The sequence below is a fragment of the Azotobacter tropicalis genome (genome assembly GCF_059739045.1).
In genome coordinates, this window is record NZ_AP046059.1 from 2,184,330 (window position 1) to 2,209,532 (window position 25,203).

Annotated in this window: 22 protein-coding genes; 12 read left to right on the forward strand and 10 right to left on the reverse strand. The window is 70.0% G+C overall.

What is annotated here, in order from left to right:
* Positions 1–78: 78 nt before the first annotated feature.
* Positions 79–570: a hypothetical protein gene (locus Atro_RS10280; RefSeq protein WP_497927502.1), complete on the reverse strand. Its 492-nt coding sequence runs from the start codon at positions 568–570 to the stop codon at positions 79–81.
* Positions 571–1,143: 573 nt separating this feature from the next.
* Here Atro_RS10280 and Atro_RS10285 point away from each other — a divergent pair.
* A complete protein-coding gene (locus Atro_RS10285; RefSeq protein WP_497927503.1) occupies positions 1,144–2,904 on the forward strand; it encodes an ABC transporter ATP-binding protein/permease in 1,761 nt (586 codons plus the stop codon).
* Here the strand turns inward: Atro_RS10285 and Atro_RS10290 are convergent.
* Both Atro_RS10290 and aqpZ read right to left on the reverse strand, forming a co-directional pair.
* A complete protein-coding gene (locus Atro_RS10290; protein ID WP_497927504.1) occupies positions 2,890–3,996 on the reverse strand; it encodes a glycoside hydrolase family 5 protein in 1,107 nt (368 codons plus the stop codon). The two genes, Atro_RS10285 and Atro_RS10290, sit on opposite strands and share 15 nt — an antisense overlap.
* Positions 3,997–4,105: 109 nt before the next feature.
* Complete coding sequence (gene aqpZ, locus Atro_RS10295) at positions 4,106–4,837, reverse strand: aquaporin Z (RefSeq protein WP_497927505.1); 732 nt, start codon at positions 4,835–4,837, stop codon at positions 4,106–4,108.
* Positions 4,838–5,234: 397 nt separating this feature from the next.
* Between aqpZ and Atro_RS10300 the strand changes: the two genes are divergently transcribed.
* The 4 genes from Atro_RS10300 to Atro_RS10315 all read left to right on the forward strand — a co-directional run bounded on the left by Atro_RS10300 (position 5,235) and on the right by Atro_RS10315 (position 9,477).
* The gene (locus tag Atro_RS10300) at positions 5,235–6,056 is read left to right on the forward strand and encodes a shikimate dehydrogenase family protein (RefSeq protein ID WP_497927506.1); all 822 of its coding nucleotides are present in this window, start codon (positions 5,235–5,237) and stop codon (positions 6,054–6,056) included.
* 149 nt (positions 6,057–6,205) lie between these two features.
* Positions 6,206–7,021: an IclR family transcriptional regulator gene (locus Atro_RS10305; protein ID WP_497927507.1), complete on the forward strand. Its 816-nt coding sequence runs from the start codon at positions 6,206–6,208 to the stop codon at positions 7,019–7,021.
* 210 nt (positions 7,022–7,231) lie between these two features.
* The gene (locus tag Atro_RS10310; RefSeq protein WP_497927508.1) at positions 7,232–8,575 is read left to right on the forward strand and encodes an MFS transporter; all 1,344 of its coding nucleotides are present in this window, start codon (positions 7,232–7,234) and stop codon (positions 8,573–8,575) included.
* An 86-nt stretch (positions 8,576–8,661) separates the two neighbouring features.
* Positions 8,662–9,477, forward strand: a complete 816-nt coding sequence (locus tag Atro_RS10315; protein WP_497927509.1) for a sugar phosphate isomerase/epimerase family protein — start codon at positions 8,662–8,664, stop codon at positions 9,475–9,477.
* 67 nt (positions 9,478–9,544) lie between these two features.
* On the opposite strand, the gene Atro_RS10320 is transcribed toward Atro_RS10315, so the two are convergent.
* Both Atro_RS10320 and Atro_RS10325 read right to left on the reverse strand, forming a co-directional pair.
* On the reverse strand, positions 9,545–11,284 hold the full coding sequence (locus Atro_RS10320) for an FAD-dependent oxidoreductase (protein WP_497927510.1): 1,740 nt from the start codon (positions 11,282–11,284) through the stop codon (positions 9,545–9,547).
* 263 nt (positions 11,285–11,547) lie between these two features.
* Positions 11,548–12,492, reverse strand: coding sequence for an SdiA-regulated domain-containing protein (locus Atro_RS10325; protein WP_497927511.1), 945 nt, complete (start codon positions 12,490–12,492; stop codon positions 11,548–11,550).
* 391 nt (positions 12,493–12,883) lie between these two features.
* Here Atro_RS10325 and Atro_RS10330 point away from each other — a divergent pair, with 391 nt between their 5' ends.
* The 3 genes from Atro_RS10330 to Atro_RS10340 all read left to right on the forward strand — a co-directional run bounded on the left by Atro_RS10330 (position 12,884) and on the right by Atro_RS10340 (position 15,505).
* A complete protein-coding gene (locus tag Atro_RS10330; protein ID WP_497927512.1) occupies positions 12,884–13,738 on the forward strand; it encodes a universal stress protein in 855 nt (284 codons plus the stop codon).
* Between the two features lie 109 nt (positions 13,739–13,847).
* Positions 13,848–14,144: a hypothetical protein gene (locus Atro_RS10335; RefSeq protein ID WP_497927513.1), complete on the forward strand. Its 297-nt coding sequence runs from the start codon at positions 13,848–13,850 to the stop codon at positions 14,142–14,144.
* Positions 14,141–15,505 (forward strand): MATE family efflux transporter, encoded by a 1,365-nt coding sequence (locus tag Atro_RS10340; RefSeq protein WP_497927514.1) that lies wholly within the window; start codon positions 14,141–14,143, stop codon positions 15,503–15,505. The genes Atro_RS10335 and Atro_RS10340 overlap by 4 nt, the downstream gene beginning before the upstream one ends.
* A gap of 25 nt (positions 15,506–15,530) precedes the next feature.
* Here the strand turns inward: Atro_RS10340 and speA are convergent, their stop codons facing one another.
* From speA to Atro_RS10365, 5 genes are all read right to left on the reverse strand, one after another.
* The gene (gene speA, locus Atro_RS10345; protein WP_497927515.1) at positions 15,531–17,441 is read right to left on the reverse strand and encodes an arginine decarboxylase; all 1,911 of its coding nucleotides are present in this window, start codon (positions 17,439–17,441) and stop codon (positions 15,531–15,533) included.
* Positions 17,442–17,488: 47 nt separating this feature from the next.
* The gene (locus tag Atro_RS10350; protein WP_497927516.1) at positions 17,489–17,860 is read right to left on the reverse strand and encodes a translation initiation factor Sui1; all 372 of its coding nucleotides are present in this window, start codon (positions 17,858–17,860) and stop codon (positions 17,489–17,491) included.
* Between the two features lie 122 nt (positions 17,861–17,982).
* Entirely contained in the window at positions 17,983–18,990 is a 1,008-nt protein-coding gene (locus tag Atro_RS10355; RefSeq protein WP_497927517.1) for a 2-hydroxyacid dehydrogenase, read from the reverse strand.
* A 133-nt stretch (positions 18,991–19,123) separates the two neighbouring features.
* A complete protein-coding gene (locus Atro_RS10360) occupies positions 19,124–19,657 on the reverse strand; it encodes an NUDIX hydrolase (RefSeq protein ID WP_497927518.1) in 534 nt (177 codons plus the stop codon).
* Complete coding sequence (locus tag Atro_RS10365; protein ID WP_497927519.1) at positions 19,657–20,706, reverse strand: DUF2333 family protein; 1,050 nt, start codon at positions 20,704–20,706, stop codon at positions 19,657–19,659. Before Atro_RS10365 ends, Atro_RS10360 begins: the two co-directional genes overlap by 1 nt.
* 208 nt (positions 20,707–20,914) lie before the next feature.
* Here Atro_RS10365 and Atro_RS10370 point away from each other — a divergent pair, with 208 nt between their 5' ends.
* The 4 genes from Atro_RS10370 (at position 20,915) to accC (ending at position 25,163) form a co-directional block, all read left to right on the forward strand.
* Positions 20,915–22,693, forward strand: coding sequence for a protein-disulfide reductase DsbD (locus Atro_RS10370; RefSeq protein WP_497927520.1), 1,779 nt, complete (start codon positions 20,915–20,917; stop codon positions 22,691–22,693).
* A 166-nt stretch (positions 22,694–22,859) separates the two neighbouring features.
* Positions 22,860–23,303 carry a type II 3-dehydroquinate dehydratase gene (aroQ, locus tag Atro_RS10375; protein WP_497927521.1) on the forward strand — a complete coding sequence of 148 codons (444 nt, stop codon included), beginning with the start codon at positions 22,860–22,862 and terminating at the stop codon, positions 23,301–23,303.
* A gap of 22 nt (positions 23,304–23,325) precedes the next feature.
* A complete protein-coding gene (gene accB, locus Atro_RS10380) occupies positions 23,326–23,796 on the forward strand; it encodes an acetyl-CoA carboxylase biotin carboxyl carrier protein (protein ID WP_497927522.1) in 471 nt (156 codons plus the stop codon).
* Positions 23,797–23,813: 17 nt separating this feature from the next.
* Complete coding sequence (gene accC, locus Atro_RS10385; RefSeq protein WP_497927523.1) at positions 23,814–25,163, forward strand: acetyl-CoA carboxylase biotin carboxylase subunit; 1,350 nt, start codon at positions 23,814–23,816, stop codon at positions 25,161–25,163.
* Positions 25,164–25,203: the final 40 nt, after the last annotated feature.

The window sequence follows — 25,203 nt, forward strand, 5'->3', positions numbered from 1 at the left end:
TTGATTTGAAATAGCGAGGGGCGGATACGCCTCGGCCCCCTGCAGCAGCCACCCCGGCCGCCCGGCGAGCGACGCCCCTCAGCGCGCCACCGCGTCGGCGCCGTGCTCGGACAGCTGGGCGCCGAACCAGCGGTGGACGGCGGTGATCATGTCGAGGTCGTGGGTTTCGAAGCGGATTTCACCGCCGTCGGGCAGGGGCGCGTAGCTGACCTTCATGCGCGTGGCACCGGCCTCCAGTTCCTTGAGGCCCGGCATGCCCTCGCCGTGCAGGCTGGCCGGCACGGAGAAGTCGCCGCCGGAAAAGCGCGCCGTCATGTGCAGAAGATGGCGCTGGATGCTCGGCAGCAGGCTCGCCGCATCGGGCTTGCGGATGACCACCTGCATGCTGCCGCCACTGTCGGTCATGCGAAAGACATGCAGGGTGCGCTTGAGGGAGAAGGGCATTACGCTGTGGCTCTGCTGATGGATATGCTCCTGCCGGCTTTGCGACGGGGCGGCATTCGCGGCCAGGGCCGGGACGGCGAGGCAGGCGCAGAAGCCGACGATCAATGACTGGGGATTGGCGAGCATAGACAGAACTCTTTCGGCGGTGGCGCCGCAGGTTACAGAGGCCGATGCAGCGCAGCCAGTGGCAGCGCCGCACACCCGCGATACAGGCCGTTGCCGAAGCCGCGAACGGTCTCCGGCACTGGGCGTACCCTCATCAGTATGGCTCCCCGCCACGACAGCCGGCAGTCTCGCTGCCACACGAGCGAGCCGGGCTCGGGCTAAGCTGTCCCTATCGACCGGCCAGACGGGTGCCATGGCTTGCCGGTGCTCCGGCAGACTTTCCCCGGGGCCGATATCGGGGCGCGCTCGCGAGCGGGCCGATGGATGTCGTGCGTCGCCAACGGGCGGCTAAGGTGAAAGGGATGTCGTTCTGCGAGTTAGTGGTGTTCTTGCAGGCGGACAGCCGCCCCCTGACGCAGGTGCCGGCCATGTCCATGCCGGGAGGGCCGCGCAGGGATGGCGGCGACGTCGCGAGCGGAGCGTTGCGCCCGTCGGCCAGGCGTCTCGACCGGCCGGCCAGCGGCCGCCCCGATAGCGCGCCCGCCGTGCGGCCAAGGCCGCTCCCGCAGCCGGCTCGGCCCAGGGGGAATGCCGATGAGCCCGAGCAGCCCGAATCCGCCCTCCTTGCGATGGCAGTTCACCCACCTGGTGAAGCCCTACTGGAACAGCGAGCGCAAGTGGCCGGTGCGCGGCGCCGTGGGCCTGCTGCTGCTGCTGACCCTCGGCCAGGTCGGCCTGGCGATCTGGACCAGCTACTGGCACCGCGAGCTGTTCGACGCCCTGGAGGCGCGCTCGCTGAACACCCTGCTGCTGCAGATCGCCACCTTCGCGCTGATCTTCGCCCTGACCATGCTGGTCACCGCGCTGCACCTGCACGTCAAGCGCTGGCTGCAGCTCGACTGGCGGCAGTGGCTGACCCTGCACCTGCTCGACCACTGGCTGGCCCGCGCCCACCACTACAAGCTGCAGTTCACCAGCGGCGAGCACGACAACCCCGACGGGCGCATCGCCGAGGACATCCGCATCGCCACCGAGAACGCGATCAACCTCGCCCACTCGCTGGTCTTCTCCCTGCTGATCCTCGGCACCTTCGTCGACATCCTGTTCAAGCTCTCCGGCAGCCTGGCGCTGCCCGGCACCGACATCGTCATCCCCGGCTTCCTGGTGCTGCTGGCCTTCCTCTACGCCGGCGGCGGCAGCATGCTGGGCCTGCTGCTCGGCCGGCCGCTGACCAAGTCCACCAACCTGCTGCAGACGGTCGAGGCGAACCTGCGCTTCGGCCTGGCGCGGGCCCGGGAGAACTCCGAGTCGATCGCCCTGATGCACGGCGAGAGCATCGAGCGCGACTACGCCGGCCGGCTGTTCGCCGACGTCGGCCACGGCTGGAACCGGCAGACCATCGGCTACCTCGGCATCGTGTCCTTCTCCGCCGGCTATGGCGCGCTGCTGCCGGTGTTCCCGATCCTGGTCGCGGCGCCGCAGTACATCGCCGGGGCGATGACCCTCGGCGTGCTGATGCAGGCGGCCCAGGCCTTCCAGCGCCTGACCTCGGCGCTCTCCTGGCCGATCGACAACCTCGGCGAACTGGCCAAGTGCAAGGCTTCGGCGGACCGGGTGGCCAGCCTCCACAATGACATGCTGCAGCTGGAGGAGCGCGAGCGCCAGCCGGTGGAGCACCGCATCGAGCTGGGCCACGGGCGGGCCAACGAGCTGGTGTTCCGCGACCTGTGCCTGGCCAGTCCGGACGGCGAGGTCCTCGTCGAGCGCCTCAACGCCACCATCCACCGCGGCGAGCGGGTACTGATCGCCGGCGACCCGGCGGTGACCATCGGCCTGTTCAAGGCGGTGGCCGGGCTGTGGCCCTGGGGCAACGGCAAGATCCTGCTGCCCGACGACGCCGGCGTGGTGTTCCTCTCCCAGCACCCGTTCCTGCCCGACGGCAGCCTGGAATCGGTGCTCAGCTACCCGCTGGAGCCCGGCCATTTCAGCCGCGCGGAGCTGCACCATGCGCTCGAATGCGCCGGCGTGGCCTGGCTCGCGCCGCGCCTGACGGAGAAAGACAGCTGGGGCCGGGTGCTGCCGCTGCGCGCCCAGCAGTGCCTGGGCATCGCCCGGCTGATCCTGCACCAGCCGCCCTGGGTGTTCCTCGAAGAGGCCACCGACGCCTTCGATCCCAAGGGCGAGGACTACATGCTGGCGATGCTCTGCCGCGAGCTGCCCGACTCGACCCTGCTGACCATCAGCTTCCACACCGGGCTGGAACACCACCACACCCGCAAGCTGATCCTCAATCGCCAGGCCGAGCCGCGCTTTCTCGCCTGCGCCAGCGAACTGTGCGCGTTACGCAAAGGATGACGGCAGCCAGCCGCGCTCGACGCAGTCGCGGAAGCACCAGGCCGGGGTGGTCTCGGTCTTGTAGTTCCAGAAGAACCAGCCCTGGTACTTCTCGAAGGTGGCCAGCTGGGCGGCGGCGTAGCCGCGGTAGGCGACGTTCTCCTGGAAGGCGTCCATGCGCTCGAGGGCATGGTTGAACGGCCCCGCGGCCCACAGCGACACCACCTTGAGGTCCAGCCCCAGGCTCCACTCGCCGCAGATGGTCGGCAGGCCCAGCTCGGTGATGATGCCGTCGGCCTCGGCCTTCCAGGCCCCGGCGGCCTTGTTCATGTGGCCGTAGATGTCCATGTCGATGTCGCAGCGCTCGAAGCACTGGTAGCGGTGGATGTCGAAGATCACGTTGCGGTATTCCGGCCCCTGCATGAAGCCCAGGTACTCGCGGAAGTCGCGGAAGCCGTCGTGGAAGATCACCGCCACCCGCTCCGGCGGGCAGTGCCGGCGGATGCGCGCGTAGGCGTCCAGGTCGTAGGCCTTGAGGTAGTCGGTGGGCACGTCCCAGCGCGGCTCGTTGAGCACCTCGATGGCGTGCAGCGCCGGGTGCTCGCGGTAACGCTCGGCCAGCCGCTCCAGTACCGACAGCGAATGCTCGCGGTATTCCGGGCGGGTGTGCCATTCGCAGACGTCCTTGATTCCGCCGTTGTCGAAGCCGTTCTGGCAACCCGGCGCGGCGTGCAGGTCGAGCACCACGCGCAGGCCGCACTCCTGCGCCCACTCCATGGCGCGGTCGAGCACCGCGATGCCGCCCTCGACGAAGGGGTAGCGGGCCTCGCCGTAGCTCGGGTGGTAGGGATAGTCGGGGCCGAAGATCCAGTGGCCGACCGGAATGCGCACGGCGTTCAGGCCGCGCTCGGCCAGCCAGGCGAAGTCGTCGCGGGTGATCCAGCGGTTCCAGTGGGCGCGCAGGCGCTCGCCGGCCCGCTCGCCCAGCTCGGCGCACCAGGTGGTTTCGTCGGTGGCCGCCAGGCCCTCGAACAGGCTCGGCACCATCCACTTCTCCAGCACCAGCCAGCTGCCCAGATTGACCCCGCGCAATTTCAGACTGCTCTTGTTCATCCTTGTGCTCCCCTGCGGAAAAAGCCTTTTCAATAGCATAGATGGCCCGTCTCGCTGGAGACGCAACGGAGAAGCTTGCCGGGAAGGCAGCGCCTTGGCGCCGCCGCGCTCAGCCGCGCGCCGGCTGACGGGCGAGGCCGGGCTCCTCGGCGATCAGCCGGTAGACGAAGGCACCGAGCACGGCCCCGACGATGGGCGCGACCCAGAACAGCCAGAGCTGGGCGAGGGCCCAGTCGCCGACGAACACCGCGACGCCGGTGCTGCGCGCCGGGTTCACCGAGGTGTTGGTCACCGGGATGCTGATCAGGTGGATCAGCGTCAGGGCCAGGCCGATGGCGATCGGCGCGAAGCCGGCGGGAGCACGCTTGTCGGTGGCGCCGAGGATGACCAGCAGGAAGAACAGGGTCATCACCACCTCGGTCACCAGCGCCGCCAGCAGCGAATAGCCGCCCGGCGAATGGGCGCCGTAGCCGTTGGAGGCCATCCCCTTGGCGACGTCGAAGCCGGCGGCGCCGCTGGCGATGACGTAGAGGACCGCGCCCGCGGCGATCCCGCCGAGCACCTGGGCGACGATGTAGGGCGCCAGGTCCTTGGCCGGGAAGCGCCCGCCGGCCCACAGACCGATGGACACCGCCGGGTTCAGGTGGCAGCCGGAGATGTGGCCGATGGCATAGGCCATGGTCAGCACCGTCAGGCCGAAGGCCAGCGAGACGCCGTGCAGACCGATGCCGACCTGGTCGCCGATGCCGGCCAGCGGGAAGGCCGCCGCGAGGACCGCGCTGCCGCAGCCGCCGAGTACCAGCCAGAAGGTTCCGAGAAACTCCGCGCCATACCTGTTCATGTTTCGCTCTCCGAGGATCCGTGGGCAGCGCCTCCCCGCCTGCGAGACGCACGGCAAGTCTAGTCAGGGGGCGGCGGCATTCTCCTGATGGGAAACTGATTCCCACGACAGGGGCTTGCGCACCTGGCCGCTCCGCCAACCGCCGGCACCGGCATGCATCGGCGAGGCGCGTCGTGCAAACCGCCCCCAACGGATACGTCCGGATTCTTCGCCGTTTCGCCACCTTGCCGGGGGTTGCGCCTCAGAAAAAATCGGAACATGATTCCAGAAAATACAAGAATTCCAGAGCCATGCTTCCAGCCTCGCCCGCCCCGCTTTCCCGACTTCCCGCCGCCTGCGCCCGCCCCCAGCCAGCCGTGCCCCCATGCCCCGACACCCATCCGCGGAGAATCCCGTCATGAACGACGCCCTGCTCATTTCCAGCCCCACCGGCAGCACCCGGCTGTACGCCGTGGTCGGCGACCCGATCGCCCAGGTCCAGGCCCCCACCCTGCTCAACCGGCTGTTCGCCGAGCGCGGCATCGACGCGCTGATGCTGCCGGTGCAGGCCGGCGCGGCGGACTTAGCCACAGTGATCGAGGGCCTCAAGCGCATCGGCAACCTCGACGGGCTGCTGATCACCGTGCCGCACAAGCTGGCGGTCGCCGCGCATGCCGACGAGCAGAGCCTGACCGTCGCCCTCACCGGCAGCAGCAACGCCCTGCGCCGCCAGGCGAATGGTCGCTGGCTGGCCGACAACTTCGACGGCGCCGGCTTCGTCGCCGGCCTGCGCCACGCCGGGCGCGACCCCGAGGGCTGGCGCGTGGCGCTGTTCGGCAGCGGCGGCGCGGGCAGCGCCATCGCCGTCGCCCTGCTGCAGGCGGGCATCGCGCGCCTCGACCTGTTCGACGTCGACCGCAGCCGCGCCGCGCGCTTCGCCGAGCGTCTGCAGCAGTACTGGCCGGGCCAGGTGCGCGTGCTCGACGCGGCGCGTCCGGGCGAGGTGGAGCTGGCGATCAACGCCACGCCGATCGGCATGCAAGCCGACGACCCGCTGCCCTTCGACCTGGAAGGCCTGGCGCCGCGCACGCTGATCGCCGACATCATCATGAAGCCGGCCGAGACCCGCCTGCTGCAGAGCGCCGCGGCCAAAGGCCATGCGGTGCAACCGGGCATCCACATGCTGAGCAGCCAGCTCGGCCTCTACCGGCAGTTCTTCGGCCTCGATCCGGCGCAGTGACCGAGCGGCGTCCGCTGACGCCCGAGGCCCGGTAGCCAGGGCGGAGGCCGCTACGCTTTGCATGCGGCTCCACCTCGGAATAGGATTCCATAAATTAACGCCAGGTCCGACCCCGTCCGGATCGGACCTCGAACCGTCAAGGAATCCCCATGAGCAACGCCCTAGAACGCGGCCTCTCCGCCCTCGAACTGCTGGCCGGCAACGCCGCCGGCCTGCCGCTGCAGAAAGTCGCCGAAACCCTCGGCATCCCGCCGAGCGCCACCCACCGGATGCTCAACTGCCTAGTCGAGCAGGGCTACGTCCGCCAGGAACACCAGCACGGCAACTACATCCTCGCCCTCAAGGTGGTGTCGCTGGCGCTCAAGCACCTGTCGCAGTGCAGCCTGGTCGATCTGGCCCGCCCGGTGCTCGAACGCCTGGCCGGCCTCTCCGGCGAGCTGGTGCGCCTGAGCATCGTCGATACCGACCGTCTGGTGTGGGTCTCCAAGGCCCAGGGCGCGCGCTCGGGCCTGCGCTACGACCCCGACGCCGGCGCCGAGGCCAAGCTCTGCTGCACCGCCTCCGGACTGGCCTGGCTGAGCTGCCTGAGCAACGAGCAGGCGCTGGAGCTGGTCTACCGCCAGGGGCTGGCCAAACCGGGCGAATACGGCCCCAACGCGCCGACCACCGTCGAGGACCTGCTCGCCCGCCTGCAGCGCGCGCGTCAGCAGGGCTACGCCAGCGTCGACGAAAGCTTCGAGGCCGGCGCGGCGGCCATCGCCGTCGCCATCCGCGCGCCGCAGCAGGGCGTGGTCGGCGTGATCAGCATCGCCGGCCCCAGCGTGCGGCTCGGCGCCGAGCGCATGGCGGCGCTGGTGCCGGCCCTGCTGGAAGCCGCCGACGAACTGGCCGCCACCAGCCTGGACAGCGTGCCCAAGCTGTCGACGCTGACCTCCTCCCAGGTGGCGGCCCCGTCCGACGCCTGACCACCGCCACCCCCTTCCCCGCCGCCATGCCCTGCCCGCCCGCCTCCGCCGGAGGCGGGGACGGCCGCTCGACGCCGACACCCACATAGGAAACTATTTTATTATTGGAATATAATTCCAATAATGTTACCGTCCGATCGTCCGGCGGGCCGAAGCGCCCGCGGGCGAGACCCTCTCTCTGCACAACAACAACAAACTGGAGGTACACGTATGGCGACTTCCGCTCGTGTGGACGTCGGCACCTTCCTCGACGCGCGCCCGATAGGCGCCCGCCAGTGGCTGGTCCTGCTGCTCGGCTTTCTGGTGCTGGTCTTCGACGGCTTCGACACCACCGCCATGGGCTTCATCGCCCCCGCCCTGCTCGACGACTGGGGCGTGCAACGCCAGGACCTCGGTCCGGTGATGATGAGCGGCCTGCTCGGCCTGGCCGCCGGCTCGCTGACCGCCGGCCCGCTCGCCGACCGCCTCGGCCGCAAGCTGGTGATCGTCGGCTCGGTGTTCTTCTTCGGCCTGTGGAGCCTGGCCTCGGCCTATGCCACCGACATCGTCAGCCTGAGCGTGCTGCGCTTTCTCACCGGCATGGGCCTCGGCGCCTCGATGCCCAACACCGCCACCCTGGTCGCCGAGTACGCGCCCCAGCGCCGCCGCTCGCTGATGGTGACCTTCATCTATTGCGGCTTCGCGGTCGGCGCGGCCCTCGGCGGCATCGGCAGCAAGGCGCTGATCGAGCACTTCGGCTGGCGCTCGGTGCTGGTCGCCGGCGGCGTGCTGCCGATCGCCTTCGCCGTGCTGCTGATCCCGCTGCTGCCCGAGTCGATCCGCTTCCTGGCCCAGCATCCGGCGCTCAGGACGCGCCTGATCCGCGCGGTGAACAAGGTCGCGCCCGGCCTGGCCGGCGGCGACAGCCAGTTCTACAGCTCCGAGGAACAGGTGCAGGGCGGCAACGCGGTCGGCTCGCTGTTCGCCCCCGGCTACCGCCTGGGCACCTGCATGATCTGGCTGACCCTATTCATGGGCCTGCTGACCATGTACCTGCTCTCCAGCTGGCTGCCGCTGATCAGCCGCGACGCCGGCCTGAGCCTGGCCGACGCGGCGATCATCGGCTCGCTGCTGCAGGTCGGCGGGGTGGTCGGCAACTTCACCGTCGGCCTGAAGATGGACCGCTGGAACCCGCACAAGGTGATCGCCCTGACCATCGCCGGCGGCGCCGTCTGCGCGGTGCTGATCGCCCTGCTGCCGCCGACCATGGCGGTGCTCTGCCCGCTGATCCTGCTGCTCGGCTACTTCGTCAACGGCGTCTCCCCCGGCTGCTACGCCCTCTCGGCGCAGTTCTACCCGACCCGGATGCGCGCCACCGGGGTGAGCTGGGCCACCGGCATCGGCCGCCTCGGCGCCATCAGCGGCGCCGGCCTCGGCGCGCTGATCCTCGCGGCGAACTGGAACTTCAGCCAGGTCTTCCTGTTCCTCGCCGTGCCCGCGCTACTCGGCGTCCTCGCCCAGTACCTCAAGGGCCGCCAGGCCCGGCCGGCACCGCTCGCCGCTCCGGCCGCCTGAGACGCCCGGCGGACCGCCCGGTCCGCCGGCTCCCCACGATCCCGTACCCGGGCGGCCGTGCCGCCCCTTCACGCCTGGAGGTTTCCATGCAACCGACCTACTCCATCGCCCAGCTCACCGCCCTGCAGCTGAGTCCGCCGCAGATGATCGAGCTGGCGGCGCGCACCGGCTACGACCAGGCCGGCGTGCGCCTGCTGCCGGTGGCACCCGGCGCCGTGGCCTATCCGCTGATGACCGACAAGCCGATGCTGCGCGAGACCCTGGCGCGGATGAACGACACCGGCGTACGCATCTTCGACCTGGAGCTGATCCGCATCGGCGCGGAGTTCGAGCTGGAGCGCTACCTGCCCTTCCTGGAAACCGGCGCCGAACTGGGCGCCAAGGCCGTGCTGGTGGCCGGCGACGATCCCGAGGAGGAACGCCTGATCGAGCATTACGCGCAGCTGTGCGACGCCATGCTGCCGTTCGGCCTGTCGGCCGACCTGGAATTCATGCCCTGGACCCCGGTGCGCGACCTGGACAGCGCCCTGCGCATCGTCCGCCGCGCCGACCGCCGCAACGGCGGCATCCTGGTCGACGCCCTGCACTTCGACCGCTCGGCCAGCCGCTTCGAGCAACTGGCCGAGATCCCTGCCGAGTGGCTGCACTACGCGCAGATCTGCGACGGCCCGGCCGAGCGCCCGACCACCGACGAGGCCCTGATCCAGGCCGCCCGTGGCGAGCGCCTGCTGCCCGGCGAGGGCGGCATCGACCTGCGCCGCCTGTGGCGCGAGCTGCCAGCTAGTCTGCCGGTGAGCATCGAGATCCCCAACGACCGGCGCGTCGCGGAAATGGGCACGGAAGCCTGGGCCCGCGCCGCCCTGCAGGCGGCCAAGGCGCTGGTGGAGGGCGTGCGCGGCTGAAGGGAAAACCCGCGGCATGAAAAAGCCCCCGCCGGGAATCCCGGCGGGCTTTTTGATGTGGCGCCCCTCAGGCGACGGCGGGCTTCACGTCCTCGCCGCGCAGCGCCCGGGCCCGCGCCACGGCGTGCTGCGCGGCGAGGTAGGCGAAGGTCAGGCCCGGCCCGAGGGTGATGCCCGGTCCCGGGTAGGTGCCGCCCATGATCGAGTGCATGTCGTTGCCGACCGCGTAGAGGCCGTCGATCGGCGCGTCGTCCTGATCCAGCACGCGGGCGTCGGTATCGGTGGCGAAGCCGGTGGCGGCGCCGATGTCGCCGGGGTAGAGGCGCACCGCATAGAAGGGCGCGGTGCCGATCGGCCCGAGGTTGGGGTTGGGCTGCTGCGCCGCGTCGCCGTTGACCCGCTGGTAGTCGGTGGTGCCGCGCCGGTAGTCGAGATCGACGCCGCTGCGCGCGTACTCGTTCATCTTGCGCACGCTGTCCTGCAACCCGGCGGCGTCGATGCCCAGGCGCCCGGCCAGTTCGGCCAGGGTCGCGCCCGCGGTCAGGTAACCGTCGGCGAGGAACGGCTTCAGCCCCTTGCCGCCCGGACGCACCATGCCCAGGCCGTACTTGCGCAGGCCCTCGGCATCGGTGACTAGGTAGGCCGGCGCCACGCCGGCCTCGCGCATGCCGAGGCCGAACAGGTGGTAGGAGGTGGATTCGTTGAGAAAGCGCTTGCCGGCGCGGTCGACGGTGATCATCCCCGGCTTGCCGCGGTCGAGGATGAAGTGCGGGAACGCCGCGGTGCTGCCGTCGGCGCGCTTGCGGATCGACACCGGCGCCCAGAAGGCGTGGCTCAGCCCCGGCGTGCCGTAGCGCGCACCCAGCGCTTCGGCGAGATCATGGGCCTGGCCGGTGTGCCCCGGCGCGCCCGGACACCACTGCGGCTCGCTGCCCGGCAGCAGCGCCCGGCGCCGCTCGGGATGGCGGTTGAAGCCGCCGGAGGCGAGGATCACTCCGCCCTTGACGACGATCCGCCGCTTCACGCCCTGCTGCGTCACCTCGAGCGCCTCGATGCCGGCGGCGCCGCGCTCCAGGCGCTCGAGCCGGCATTCGGTGAGCACCGGCACGCCGCGCGCGTCCAGCGAATGCAGCAGGCTGGCGATCAGCGCGTTGCCCATCACCAGGCGCGTGCCGCGCGGATGACGCAGGCGGTCCAGGGCATGCCGGGCGAGCAGCTTGACGCTGTGGCGGAAGGAGGCGAAGGAGCGGGTCAGCTTGAGCAGGTGGTTGACGTCGTCGCGGTCGATCATCATCCCGCCGAGCACGGTGAACTCGGGGATCGGCGGGCGCACCAGGCGAAAGCGCTCGCCGAGCAGCCGGCCGTCGAAGGGCAGCGGCTCCAGGGCACGGCCGCGCAGGGTCGAGCCTTCGAGGTCGGAGATGTAGTCCGGGTGCAGCGGACGGGCGCGGTAGCGCACCGAGGTGCCGCTCTCGATGGCCTTGACCGCCTTCGGCCCGTTCTCCAGGAACGCCCGGCGCAGCTCGGCGCGGGAGCGCTCGCCGACCGCCAGATCGAGGTAGCCGCCGGCCTTGGCCAGGCTGTCGTCGTGCACGCCGATCCCGGCGGCGTGGTGGCTGCCCGGAATCCAGGTGGTGCCGGCGGAAAACGCCGTGGTGCCGCCGACGTACTCGGTCTTCTCCAGCAGCAGCACCTTGGCGCCCTGCAACGCGCCGAACAGCGCGGCCGACATGCCGGCGCCGCCGGCGCCGACGACGACGATGTCGAAGCGCTCGCCGTCCTGAATCTCTTGAAGGGTCGTTCTCATTGTTATGGGTCTCCTGGCGGTTCGGGAAGCCGGACGCCCGTGCCTGGCAGGCAGGCAACGGGCCGGATTGCTTTTTCTGGAATTACATTCCGGAAATTAATCGAATCCACACAAGCATTCAAGAACAGCGTTCCACTTTCTTCAGGAGACAGCAGGCAACCGTCGCGAACCCGCAGCGGGCCACGCCGAAGGGCGATCAGGAAGGAAGAAGGCAATGGCCGGCAGGCGTGCCGCCGGCTTCGGGACCGGACGAGCGCGGGGCCTCAGCCCTCGCGCACGAAGACGTAGAACAGGTTCGGCTCGCTGACGATGTAGAGCCGGCCGTGCTCGTCCAGGGCCACGCCCTCGCCCTGCGGGACGTTCTTCCTGAGCCCCGCGGAGCCGCGCCAGAGGGAGCGCAGACTGACCGTGTCGCCCCGCTCGTCCAGCTCCACCAAGAGCCGCGACTCGTCGCTGAGCAGGATCAGGTGTTCGCTGGCCTGGTCGTACTCCACGGAGGACAGATCGCTGCCGACGAAGCCCTCGCTCAGCCAGGCGGAGCGGTCGAGCATGCCGAGGTTGAAGGCGCCGGACAGGCTGGCCTTGAGGCCGCGGATCTCGTAGAGCTTGCGCGGCGAGTGCTCGGTGACCACGAACAGGCGGTCGCCCTGGCGGTCGTAGGCGACACCCTCGAAGCCGCGGTTGTCGCCGTCGGGATTGTCGAAGCCCAGGGTCAGCGAGCGGTAGTCCTGGCGCCTCAGGGCGCCGGGAACGCTGGGCACCGGCACGGCGACCAGCGCCTGGTCGCGCTCCTCGGTGAGCAGCAGCAGGTCGCCGCCCAGGTAGGCGACGCCTTCGACATCGCGGAACCCTTCGAGCGGATAGCGCGCCAGCACCTGGCCCCCGGTGCTCAGGGCGACCAGTTCTTCGGGATCGTTGATCACCGCCCACAGGTGCTTGCGCGTGTCGTCGTAGCTCAGCCCGGAAAGGTTGTTGCGCACCCCGGCGATCTTCAGCGCCTCGATGCCGACCTCGTAGTCCGGCAGGCAGAAGTCGAAGCCCTGGGCGCAGGCCTCGAGCCAGCGGCTCTTGGCCCAGAAATACAGGCGCTCGTCGAGGTGCCTGTTGTGCACCTGCTGCGCCAGGAGCAGGCCCAGCAACAGGGCGATCGAGATCCCCGGACGTACTGCCGGCAGCCGTCCGAGCAGCCCCTTGGCAATCGCGATCATGGCGGTACGCTCGCAGCGAAACGAAGTGGTGACCCGGCATGCCGTGCCGGTACGGCAAAGGTGCCATCCCTCATACTAAAGGCCGGCCAGCGCTCCCTCGCCGCCGGTCGCGTTACCGGATATGTCCGTGCCAAGGCCCGCCCCGCCGGAGCATCCGCCGAGGCGATGCCCTCGCCGACCTGCCCGCGGTGCTGCTCTTCGCCAACCCGATCGGCCTTTTCCTGCGCATCGACGGCGAAAGCCGGGATAATGGCCAGGCCCGCACCTAACGGGTGGTCGGCCCGGTATTCTTCGCCTCCCCGAGCAGCTTGGCCGGAGCCCTCGACGCCCGGGAGGCGCCGTGCCGGGCGTCCTCGAGATATTCACGGAACACTGAGAAAGGAGCGACCCCATGACTCGGATACTGGCCTGCATCGACGGCTCCGCCGCCACCGCCGCGGTCTGCGACTGGGCCATCTGGGCCAGCCAGCGCCTCGGCGCGCCACTGACCTTCCTGCACGTGCTGGACCGCAGCCGCTACCCGGCGCCGGGCGACTTCAGCGGCGCCGTCGGCCTGGGCAGCAGCGAGCACCTGACCAACGAGCTGACCCGGCTCGACGAGCAGCGCGCCCGGGTGGCCCTGGAACAGGGTCAGGCGATCCTCGCCGCGGCCCGCGACCGCACCCTCGCCGCCGGCCTGGCGGCACCGGAGCTCTGCCAGCGCCACGGCGACCTGGTCGAGACCCTGGTCGAGATGGCCGGCGACCTCCGCCTGCTGGTGATCGGCCGCCAGGGCGAGGACAGCCGGCAGCAGGCCGGCCAGCCGATCGGCAGCCAGTTGGAGAACGCGACCCGCGCCCTGGCCCGGCCGATCCTGATCGCGCCGGACGAATTCAGGGCGCCGGGCAGCCTGCTGCTCGCCTACGACGCCAGCCCGAGCGCCCGTCAGGCGGTCAACACGCTGGCCGCCAGCCCGCTGTTCAAGGGGCTGCCGCTGCACCTGTTGATGGTCGACGAGGACAACGCGCTGAGCCGCACCGCGCTGCACGAGGCCCAGGCACAACTGGAGCTCGCCGGCTTCCTGGTGATCCCGGCGATCCGCGAGGGCAAGCTCGCGGCGGTGCTGCACACCTACCAGCAGGAGCGTGGCATCGATCTGCTGGCGATGGGCGCCTACGGCCATTCGCGCATCCGCCGCCTGCTGCTCGGCAGCACCACCCGCCAGATGCTGCACAGATCGCGCACGCCGCTGCTGCTGCTGCGCTGAAAGCGCCCGTCCGACGCGCTATCCTTGCGCGGCCTGTGCGGGCCGCCCGCGCGGCCCCGCCGGAACGCGGGACGGTCCGGCACCTTTCTTCGTTCGCCAGGGGGATGCAATGCAACAAGAGGGAAGTTTCTTCGAATGGCTCGGCGAGGCGGTGGGCGCGCTGCTCCGCTACCTCGTCGAGGGGCTGGGCGGACTGTTCGGCTCGATCGGCAGGGCCGGCGCGTCCTTCCTCGAAGGCCTGTCGCGCACCCTCGGCATGAACCCCACGCTGCTCGGCTTCGTCGCCCTGGTCGTCGGCCTGGCGCTGCTGGCCGGCGGAATACGCGCGCTGTTCAAGCGCGCCTTCGTCAGCGGCGCGCTCTGCCTGCTGCTGGGGCTCTGGGTACTCAGCTGGCTGATCCAGTGAGCGCGGGCGCGCTGGTCGAGGCCTGGCGCCACGCGCCGACCCGGCGCCGGGTCCGGGCGCTGGCCGCGCCGATGATCCTCTCCAACCTCTGCACGCCGCTGGTGACGCTGGTCGACAGCGCGGTGGTCGGCCACCTGCCGCACGCTCACCAGCTCGGCGCGGTGGCGGTCGGCGGCAGCCTGTTCACCCTGCTGGGCTGGGCCTTCGGCTTCCTGCGCATGGGCACCACCGGCTTCGCCGCCCAGGCCTGCGGCCGTGGCGATGGCGCCGCGCTGCGCCAGGTGCTGCTGCAGAGCCTCGTGCTCGCCGCGGCCTTCGCTCTGCTGCTGGGCCTTCTGGCGCTGCCCTTCGGCGAGCTCGCCCTCGGCCTGATGCAGTCCTCGGCGGCGCTCGATGCGCTGAGCCGCGAGTATTTCCATATCCGCCTGCTCGGCCTGCCGGCGGTGCTGGCCAGCTACGCGCTGATCGGCTGGCTGCTCGGCACGCAGAACGCCCGGGCGCCGCTGGCCATGCTGCTGCTCACCAGCCTGGGCAACGTGGCGCTCGACCTGTGGTTCGTCCTCGGCCTCGACTGGGGCGTGGCCGGCGCCGCCCGCGCCTCGGTGCTCGCCGAGTGGGGCGGTGCCCTGCTCGGCCTCATCCTGGCCCGCCGGGCGCTGCGCCGGCATCCCGGCCGGCTGCCCTGGGATGCCCTGCGCCGCTGGGCGAACTGGCGCCCGCTCTTGGCGGTGAACCGCGACATCTTCCTGCGCAGCCTGCTCCTGCAGCTGGTGTTCTTCCTGATCACCGTGCAGGGCGCGCGGCTCGGCGATGCCACGGTGGCGGCCAACGCCCTGCTGCTCAACGGCCTGCTGCTCACCGCCCACGCCCTGGACGGCCTGGCCCACGCCGTCGAGGCACTGTGCGGGCATGCCATCGGCGGTGGCGACCGTACCGCCCTGCAGCGGGCGCTGGCGGTCGCCGGGCTCTGGTCGCTGCTGGCCAGTCTGGGTTTTGCGCTGTTCTTCCTGTTCGGCGGCACGCTGTTCGTCGGCCTGCAGACCGACATCCCGGCGGTGCGCGGGCTGGCCGAAAGCTACCTGCCCTACCTGGCCGCGCTGCCGCTGATCGCGGTGTGGAGCTACCTGCTCGACGGCCTGTTCATCGGCGTCACCCGCGCCCGCGAGATGCGCGACGCCATGCTGCTCGCCGTGGCCCTGGCGCTGCCGCTCGCCTGGCTGCTGCAGGGGCTCGGCAACCACGGCCTGTGGCTGGCCTTCCTCGCCTTCATGGCGCTACGCGCCCTGGCCATGGCGGCCTTCGCCCGGCGCCTGTGGCGCCAGGAGCTGGCGGAGCAGGCGCCGGAGCCCCAGGCCAACTAGGCGGCTTTTGCACCGGAAGCGGCGCTCAGCCCGACAGGTAGGAGGAACGCGTCAGCCCCAGGCGCAGGGCGTCCAGGTACTGGGCGCGCTCGCGGGCGCCGATGCGCGCGCCGGCCACCTTGTCGCGGTAGTAGGTCATCAGTTCCTCGGGCGACAGGTGCACGTAGCGCAGCATGTCCTCGATGGTGTCGTGAGTCTCGATGCCGGCGTGGTAGATGCTGCCGTCGGCGCGCTGGTAGACGTTCACCGAGTCGGTGTCGCCGAACAGGTTGTGCATGTCGCCGAGGATCTCCTGGTAGGCGCCGACCAGGAAGATGCCCAGCAAGTATTCCTCGCCCGCCCGCAGCTCGTGCACCGGCAGGCTGGTCTCGATGCTCTGCTCGTCGACGTACTGGCGGATCTTGCCGTCGGAGTCGCAGGTCAGGTCCTGCAGCACGGCGCGGCGCAGCGGTTCCTCGTCGAGCCGGTCGAGCGGCAGGATCGGCAGCACCTGGCCGATCGCCCAGGTATCCGGCAGGCTCTGGAACACCGAGAAGTTGCAGATGTACTTGTCGGCCAGCTTGTCGTTGAGCTCGTCGAGCACCTGGCGGTGCGAGCGCTGGCGGGCCTTCAGCGAATCGTGCAGGCGCCGGCAGAGCGCGTAGTAGCACTGCTCGGCGAGCGCCTTGTCGGCCAGGCCCAGCTTGCCGTCGGCGTACATCCGCGACAGCTCGCCGAGGTACTGGGTGGCGCGCCAGTAGGTTTCGGTGACCATCTCGTCGTCGGTCGGGCCGAGCAGTTCGACCAGCCAGCGCAGGGTTTCCGGCAGGCCGTCGGGATCGGCGACCTCCGGCAGCTGGTCGTTGTGGCGCTCCACGTCGGTGACCTGCACCACCAGCAGCGCATGATGGGCGCTCAGCGCGCGGCCGCTCTCCGAGAAGATGTGCGGATGCGGCAGGCCCTGGGCGTCGCAGAACTCCTGGAGCATGCCGACCACGGTGGCGGCGTAGTCGTCCATGTCGTAGTTGATCGAGCTGGGATTGCGCGAGTGGGTGCCGTCGTAGTCGACCCCCAGGCCGCCGCCGACGTCCACGTGGTCGAGCGGCAGACCGAGGGTGCGCAGCTCGGCGTAGTAGCGGATGGCCTCCCTGAAGCCACCCTGGTAATCGGCCAGGTTGGCGATCTGCGAACCCATGTGGAAGTGCAGCAGGCGCACCCCCTGCTCCAGCCCGGCGCTGCGCAGGCGCTCGGTCACGCGCAAGAGCTGCGCCGCCGAGAGGCCGAACTTGGCCTTCTCGCCGCCGGTATCGGCCCACTTCGAGGAAGCCAGCGAGGACAGCCGCACGCGCAGGCCGAGCTGCGGGACGACTTTGAGCTCGGCGGCCTCCTCGATGACCAGCTGCACCTCCGACTCCTTCTCGATGACGATGAACACCGCATGGCCGAGCTTCTGGCCGATCAGCGCCAGGCGGATGAACTCGCGGTCCTTGTAGCCGTTGCAGACGATGGTGCCGCCCTTCGGCGCCAGCGCCAGCACGGCGAGCAGCTCTGGCTTGGAGCCGGCCTCCAGGCCGATGGAAACGTTCGGCGTGGCGATGATGTTCTCCACCACCGCCTCCTGCTGGTTGACCTTGATCGGATACAGCGCGGTGTAGCCGCTCTGGTAGCCGAGGCGTTCGATATGCGCGTCGAAGGCGCCGGTCAGCTGGCGCACGCGGTCCTGCAGGATGTCCGGAAAGCGCACCAGCAGCGGCAGCGACAGACCGGCCTCGCGCAGCTGGCCGAGCAGCTCGACGAGGTCGATCGGCCGGTCGGCGGCGCGGTTCGGCCGCGCCTCCACATGTCCCCGCTCGTTGATGGCGAAATAACCGGCACCCCAGTGACGGATGCCGTAGACGGCGCGGCTGTCGGCCACGGTCCACTGGCTGCCGTCGTCCTTGCGTGTACGTCGTGCCATGGGTCGCTCCTGTGCAGAGAAGAGATGTCTTCCGTTAGAGACTAGGACTAGCCGCCGGATTTCTTCGCCTTGAAGCCGCGCTTGGCGAGCTCTTCGAGGAGCAGCTCGACGTGCTCGCCCTGGATCTCGATGACCCCGTCCTTGAGCGCGCCGCCGGTGCCGCAGCGGCGCTTCAGGGCGCTGGCCAGCTCCTTCAGTTCGTCGCCGGCCAGCGGCACGCCGCTGACGGTGGTCACCGTCTTGCCGCCGCGGCCCTTGGTCTCGCGGCGCACCCGGGCGATACCGTCGCCGGCCGGCAGTTGGTCCTGCTTGCAGGTGCAGGCGGCGGCCGGCTGGCCGCAGCCGGGACAATGCCGGCCGCCGTCGGTGGAATAGACCAGACCGCCCAGGGCGGCGAGTGAAGAGGCTTTCTTGGCCAAGGCTGGCTCCTCGGAAATACGCGGGAAACGAGGGGGCCAGTGTAGCGGCAAGCGCATGAAATGCCGAAGACGGCGGCGGGCGGGGGGACGAGCATGCCGCATCCGCCACCGCCCGCCGTCGCTCAGGCGCCGCCCGCCAGCACGTTCCCGCAGGCGCGGCCGCCGGCGTAGCAGTCGAGGTTGTGCAGGGTGGTCTCGGCGATCTCGCGCAGCGCCTCGGCGGTGAAGAAGCCCTGGTGGCCGGTGACGATCACGTTGGGGAAGGTCATCAGCCGGGTGAAGACGTCGTCGTCGATGATGTCCGAGGAGCGGTCGTGGAAGAACAGCTGGCTCTCCTGCTCGTAGACGTCGATGGCCAGCGCCGAGAGGCGCCGCGACTTGAGCGCGGCGACCACCGCGCGGGTGTCGATCAGCGCGCCGCGGGAGGTGTTGACCAGCATGGCGCCGTGCTTGATCCGCGCCAGGCGGGCGGCATCGATCAGGTGGCGGGTGGCGTCGCTCAGCGGGCAGTGCAGGCTGACCACGTCGGATTCGGCGAGCAGCACGTCGAGCGCCACGTAGTCGCCGAGCGCGGCGAACTCGTCCGTCGGGTACGGATCGTGGCCGAGCACCCGGCAGCCGAAGCCCTTGAGGATGCGCGCCGTGGCCAGGCCGATCTTGCCGGTGCCGACCACCCCCACGGTCTTGCCGTGCAGGTTGAAGCCGAGCAGGCCGTCGAGCATGAAGTTGCCCTCGCGGACCCGGTTGTAGGCGCGGTGGGTATGCCGGTTGAGGGTCAGGATCAGGGCGATGGTGTGCTCGGCCACCGCCTCCGGCGAATAGGCCGGCACCCGGGCGACGAACAGCCCCAGGCGGCGGGCGGCCTCCAGGTCGATGTGGTTGAAGCCCGCGCAGCGCAGCAGGACCGCGCGCACGCCGTAGCCGTGCAGGGTCTCCAGCACCGGCGCATCGAGCTGGTCGTTGACGAAGGCGCACACCGCCTGGCAGCCCTGGGCCAGCGCCACGGTCTGCGCCGACAGCGCGGCCTTCTGGTAGACCAGCTCGAAGCCGCGGGCGGCGTAGTCGCGCTGCAGTACCTCGTCGAACGAGCGCTCGTCGTAGGGCTGTGCACTGAACATCACGATCTTCATGGATGAAAGCTCCTGCCGTTCGACCGGCGCCGCCACTCCCGGCGGGCCGGCTGCTGTGGGAATCGTCGACAGTGTAGGGAATCCGCATGGCTGCCCGGATGCGCCCGGTCAAGGAGCCGGAGATGTCGCCGCCTCAGCCCAGCCCGAGGTAGCGGCGCAGCGCCTGCAGCGCGTCCGGGCAGTAGGGGAGCTCCAGGGCCTCGCGCAGGGCCTCGTGGGGCCGGATGAAGCGGGCCTCCAGCACCTCCTCGGGCTGCAGCACCAGGGGAGCGTCGGAAACCGCCGAGAACACCGCGCACCATAGGCGGTTGTCCGGCTGGTCGAAGAAGAAGCGGCCGTGCTCGCGCAGCGCCACGCCGGCGATGCCGAGCTCCTCCTCCAGTTCGCGGACGGCGGAGGGGCCGTATTCCTCGCCGGCCTGCACCATGCCGCCGGCGGCCACGTCCCAGTAGCCGGGATAGATCGCCTTGCTGAAGGTGCGCCGGTGCACGCAGAGCTGCCCGGCGCCGTTGAACAGCAGGATGAAGGTGCCGCGGCCGATCAGTCCGCGCGCGCGCAGCTCGGCGCGGGGCAGTGCGCCGAGCGGACGGTCGTCGGCGTCGACCCAGGCGACCAGTTCGGCGTCGGAAGCGGCCCGATGGGCCGCCTCCCGTGCGGAGATGTCCATCAGCCCTGGGACAGCAGCGTGCGCAGGTCGATCAGCGCGGCGTTGGCCCGGGAGATGAAGTTGGCCATTACCAGCGAGTGGTTGGCCAGCACGCCGTAGCCGCCGCCGTTCAGCACCATCGGGCTCCACAGCGGCTCCTGCGCCGCCTCCAGCTCGCGGATGATCTGCTGGAGGCTGACGATGGCGTTCTTGCGCGCCAGCACGTCGCCGAAGTCCACCTCGATGGCGCGCAGGAAGTGCGCCAGCGCCCAGGCCTGGCCGCGCGCCTCGTAGAACACGTTGTCGATCTGCAGCCAGGGCGTCTTGACCTCCTCGCCCTGCTGCACCTGGCCGGTTGCCTCGTCGGGCACCAGGTCGGCGTCCAGGCGCTCCTGGCCGACGCTCGCCGAGAGCCGCTGGGACAGCGAGCCGAGCCGGGTGGAAACGTCGCCCAGCCAGCCGTTCAGGTTGTCGGCGCGGGCGAAGAACTGCGCGCTGGGCTTGGCCGGGTCGGCCAGGCGCGCCAGGTAGCTGTCGAGCAGCTTGAGACCGGCGCGGTATTCGGTCTCGGAGGCCGGCAGCGCCCAGCTGCGGTTGTCGAAGTTGAAGCGCGGCTCGGCCTTGGCCAGGTCCGGGTCCTCGGTGGACTGCGACTGCGAGCGGGCCATTTCCTTGCGCAGCGAGCGCGCCAGGTCGCGCACCTGGGTCAGCACGCCGAATTCCCAGTTGGGCATGTTGTCCAGCCAGATGCCGGGCGGAGACAGGTCGTTGGTCAGATAGCCGCCGGGCTTGTCGAGCAGGGTGCCGGCCACGGTCCTCAGGGTCTCGACGGTGGTGTAGCCCTTGACGAACTTGCGCTGTGCCTGCTCGGCCGCGGTCTGGGCGTTCTCCTGCACCGGGAAGGCATCCGGCTCCAGGCTCCAGTACCAGCCGAGCAGCCCGGTCACCAGCAGATAGAGGGCGAGCAGCAGCGCCAGGGCGCGGCCCAGCCAGTGGTTGCCGACGACGCGCCGCAGGGCGCTGTCGGCCCCGCCGTATGCACGGCTTGCGCTTTCTTTCCAATCCAGCATGGCAAAATCCTTCGTGATTCGAAAAGTCGGCCGGCCTGCGGGCCGGCTGCGCAAGCCTAGCATTAATGGGCGGCGCACCGGGACGGCACGGCGCCGCGCCGGCCTGCGACCAAGGTGGCGCTTGCCGCACCGGCCGCGGCCTGCAGCGCTTCGCCGCCTCCGGTATCATCCGGCCCTTTGTATTTCTGCACGTTTCTGCGAGAACGCCATGCGCCGCCTGCTGCCCCTGCTCCTGCTGCTGCTCGCCCTGCCTGCCGCTGCCGGCCTGTTCGACAGCCGGCCCGGCGCCACGCTGGGCGGACTGGACAACCGCGGCGACTTCCTGCCGGTCCGCGAGGCTTTCCGCCTGAGCCTGGTGGAGGACAGCCCGCAGGCGGTGAAGCTGCGCTTCGTCGCCGCCGAGGGCTACTACCTGTACCGCCAGCGCCTGCAGTTTCGCAGCGAGACGCCCGGGGTCGCGCTCGGCGCGCCGCGCCTGCCGGACGGCACGCGCAAGACCGATGCGTACTTCGGCGAGACGGAGGTTTATTACGGCGTGCTCGACGTCGAGCTGCCGCTGGACAACCCCGACGGGCGCCCCTTCACCCTGCAGGTCGGCTACCAGGGCTGCGCCGACAAGGGCCTCTGCTACCCGCCGGAAAGCGAGCGGCTGCAGATCGGCGCGGCCGGCGCTTCCGCAGCAGGCACTCCGAGCGGAGCCGCCCCGCCCGCCGGCACGCCGGCCTGGAGCTGGCGGGAGCTGGCGCTGTTCCTCCTCGCCGGACTCGGCCTGACCTTCACGCCCTGCGTGCTGCCGATGCTGCCGATCCTCTCCGGCGTGGTGCTGCGCGGCGAGATCGGCGGCGCGCGCGGCCTGGCCCTGTCGCTGGCCTACGTGCTGCCGATGGCCGCCTGCTTCGCCGTGCTCGGCGCGCTGATGGGGCTGTTCGGCGCCGAGCTGAACCTGCAGGCGCGCTTGCAGTCGCCCTGGGTCCTGGCGCCTTTCGCCGCCTTCTTCGGCCTGTTCGCCCTGGCCATGTTCGGGGTCTTCGAGCTGCGCCTGCCACAGTTCCTCGCCACCCCGCTGGAGCGCCTGGCCGGCAGTACCCGCGGCGGCTCGTTGTGGGGCGCCGCGGTTCTCGGCGTGCTGTCCAGCCTGCTGGTCTCGCCCTGCGTCTCCGCCCCGCTAGCCGGCGCGCTGCTGTATATCAGCTCGAGCGGCGATGCCCTGGGCGGCGGCCTCAAGCTCTTCGTCCTGGGACTCGGCATGGGTGCGCCGCTGGTACTGTTCGCCACCGGCGGTGGCGCGTTGCTGCCGAAAAGCGGCCCTTGGATGCTCGCGGTGCGCAACGCCTTCGGCGTGCTGCTGCTGGCGGTTGCCGTGTGGCTGCTCGAGCGGGTGCTGCCCGGTCCGCTGGCGCTGGCCCTGTGGGGATTGCTGGCCGGCGGGGTGGCGCTGTTTCTCGGCGCCCTGGAGTTCACCGCGAAGAGCCACCGGCAGAAGCTCGGCCAGTTGGCCGGGCTGGTCCTGCTGGTCTACGCCCTGGCCAGTTGGACCGGCGCGCTGCGCGGCGAGTCCGATCCGCTGCGCCCGCTGGGCAGCGCGCCGCTGTCCGCCGCCCCCGCGGCGCAGGCCGCCGACGCCTGGCGGACCCTCGACACGCCACAGGCGCTGGACGCCGCCCTGGCCGAGGCGAAGCAGGCCGGCCGGCCCTTGCTGCTCGACTGGTATGCCGACTGGTGCATCAGTTGCAAGGTGATCGAACGCGAGGTGTTCGCCGACCCGCAGGTCGCCGCGCTGCTCGGCGACTACCGGCTGATCCGCTTCGACATCACCGCCGGCACCCCGGCGCAGCGCGCCCTATTGGACCGCTACCGGCTGTTCGGCCCGCCAGCCATCCAATTCTTCGCCGCCGACGGCACGGAACGCGAGGCACTGCGGGTGGTCGGCGAGATCGACGCCGCGGCGTTTGCGCAACGCCTGCGGGAAAGTCAATCCCAGCGTTGATTTTGCAACGCATCTGCGAGGAATCGCAGGTAAGATGCAGGAAATTCCGGTTAAAATGTTTGGCTGAAGGTCTCGACGGAACGGCGCCCCAGCCAACCCGCTCGCTGCGGGGCGGGCCGGCCCGTTGCCGTGCTCCCTTATTCAGTACGCAAGGACAACAACCGACATGGCCACCTTACTGGTTCTGCACGGCCCCAACCTCAACCTGCTGGGCACCCGCGAACCCGGCGTGTATGGCGCCACCACCCTCGCGCAGATCAACCAGGACCTGGAGCGCCGCGCCAGCGCAGCCGGGCATCGCCTGCTGCACCTGCAGAGCAATGCCGAGCATGTGCTGATCGAGCGCATCCATGCCGCCCGCCAGGAAGGCGTGGAGTACATCATCTTCAATCCGGCGGCTTTCACCCATACAAGTGTCGCCCTACGTGACGCATTGCTGGCGGTGAGCATCCCATTCACCGAAGTGCATCTGTCCAACGTGCACAAGCGCGAGCCCTTCCGCCATCACTCCTACTTTTCCGACATCGCCGTAGGGGTGATCTGCGGTCTGGGCGCCAGCGGCTACCGGCTGGCCCTGGAAGCCGCCCTCGAACAACTTGAACGTCCCTGATTCGCAACCGGAGTTATTTCGAATGGATATCCGCAAAGTCAAGAAACTGATCGAACTGCTGGAAGAGTCCGGTATCGACGAGCTGGAGATTCGCGAAGGCGAAGAATCGGTTCGCATCAGCCGCCACTCCAAGAGCGCTCCGCAGCCGGTGTATGCCGCTGCACCGGCGCTGGCCGCCATGCCCGCCGCCATGCCGGCCCCGGCCATCGCCGCCGCGGCGCCGGCCGAAGCCGCGGCGCCGGCCGCTCCCAAGCTGAACGGCCACGTGGTCCGCTCGCCGATGGTCGGCACCTTCTACCGCTCGCCGTCGCCGAGCGCGCCCTCCTTCGTGCAGGTCGGCCAGAGCGTGAAGAAGGGCGACATCCTGTGCATCGTCGAAGCCATGAAGATGATGAACCACATCGAGGCTGAAGTCGGCGGCGTCATCGAAGCCATCCTGGTGGAAAACGGCCAGCCGGTAGAATACGACCAGCCGCTGTTCACCATCGTCTGAACCGCGGAGATCCTGCGATGTTGGAAAAAGTCCTGATCGCCAACCGTGGCGAGATCGCCCTGCGCATCCTGCGCGCCTGCAAGGAACTGGGCATCAAGACGGTGGCTGTGTACTCGACGGCGGACCGCGAACTGATGCACCTGGGCCTCGCCGACGAGAGCGTGTGCATCGGCCCGGCCCCGTCGGCCAAATCCTATCTGCACATCCCGGCCATCATCGCCGCCGCCGAAGTCACCGGCGCGACCGGGATCCACCCGGGCTACGGCTTTCTCGCCGAGAACGCCGACTTCGCCGAACAGGTGGAGAAGTCCGGTTTCGCCTTCATCGGTCCGACCGCCGAGGTGATCCGCCTGATGGGCGACAAGGTCTCGGCCAAGGACGCCATGAAGCGGGCCGGCGTGCCCACCGTGCCCGGCTCCGACGGTCCGCTGCCGGAAGACGAGGAAACCGCCTTGGCGATCGCCCGCCAGGTCGGCTATCCGGTGATCATCAAGGCTGCCGGCGGCGGCGGCGGACGCGGCATGCGCGTGGTCCGCAAGGAAGAGGACCTGATCAAGTCGGCGCGACTGACCCGCACCGAGGCCGAGGCGGCCTTCGGCAACAGCATGGTCTACCTGGAGAAGTTCCTCGAGAACCCGCGTCACGTGGAAGTGCAGGTGCTGTCCGACGGCAAGGGCAACGCCATCCACCTGGGCGACCGCGACTGTTCGCTGCAGCGTCGTCACCAGAAGGTTCTGGAGGAGGCCCCGGCGCCGGGTATCGACCCGCAGGCCCGCGCCGAGGTGCTGGACCGCTGCGTGCGCGCCTGCATCGAGATCGGCTACCGCGGCGCCGGCACCTTCGAGTTCCTCTACGAGGACGGCCGCTTCTACTTCATCGAGATGAACACCCGCGTGCAGGTAGAGCACCCGGTCACCGAGATGGTCACCGGCGTCGACATCGTCAAGGAGATGCTGCGCATCGCCGGCGGCGAGCCGCTGTCGATCCGTCAGGAGGACGTGGTGATCCGCGGCCATGCGCTGGAGTGCCGGATCAACGCCGAGGACCCGGCGACCTTCATGCCCAGCCCGGGCAAGGTCAAGCACTTCCACGCCCCGGGCGGCAACGGTATCCGCGTCGATTCGCATCTTTACAGCGGTTATGCGGTGCCGCCGAACTACGACTCGCTGATCGGCAAGCTGATCGCCTACGGCAAGGATCGCGACGAGGCCATGGCGCGCATGCGCAACGCCCTGGACGAGATCGTCGTCGACGGCATCAAGACCAACGTGCCGCTGCACCGCGAGCTCACCCGCGATCCGGGCTTCTGCCAGGGCGGCGTGAACATCCACTACCTGGAAAAGAAACTGGGTCTGGACAAGCACTGAGCCACGTGCCGGCGCCGCATGATGGGGGCCGCCTTCGGGT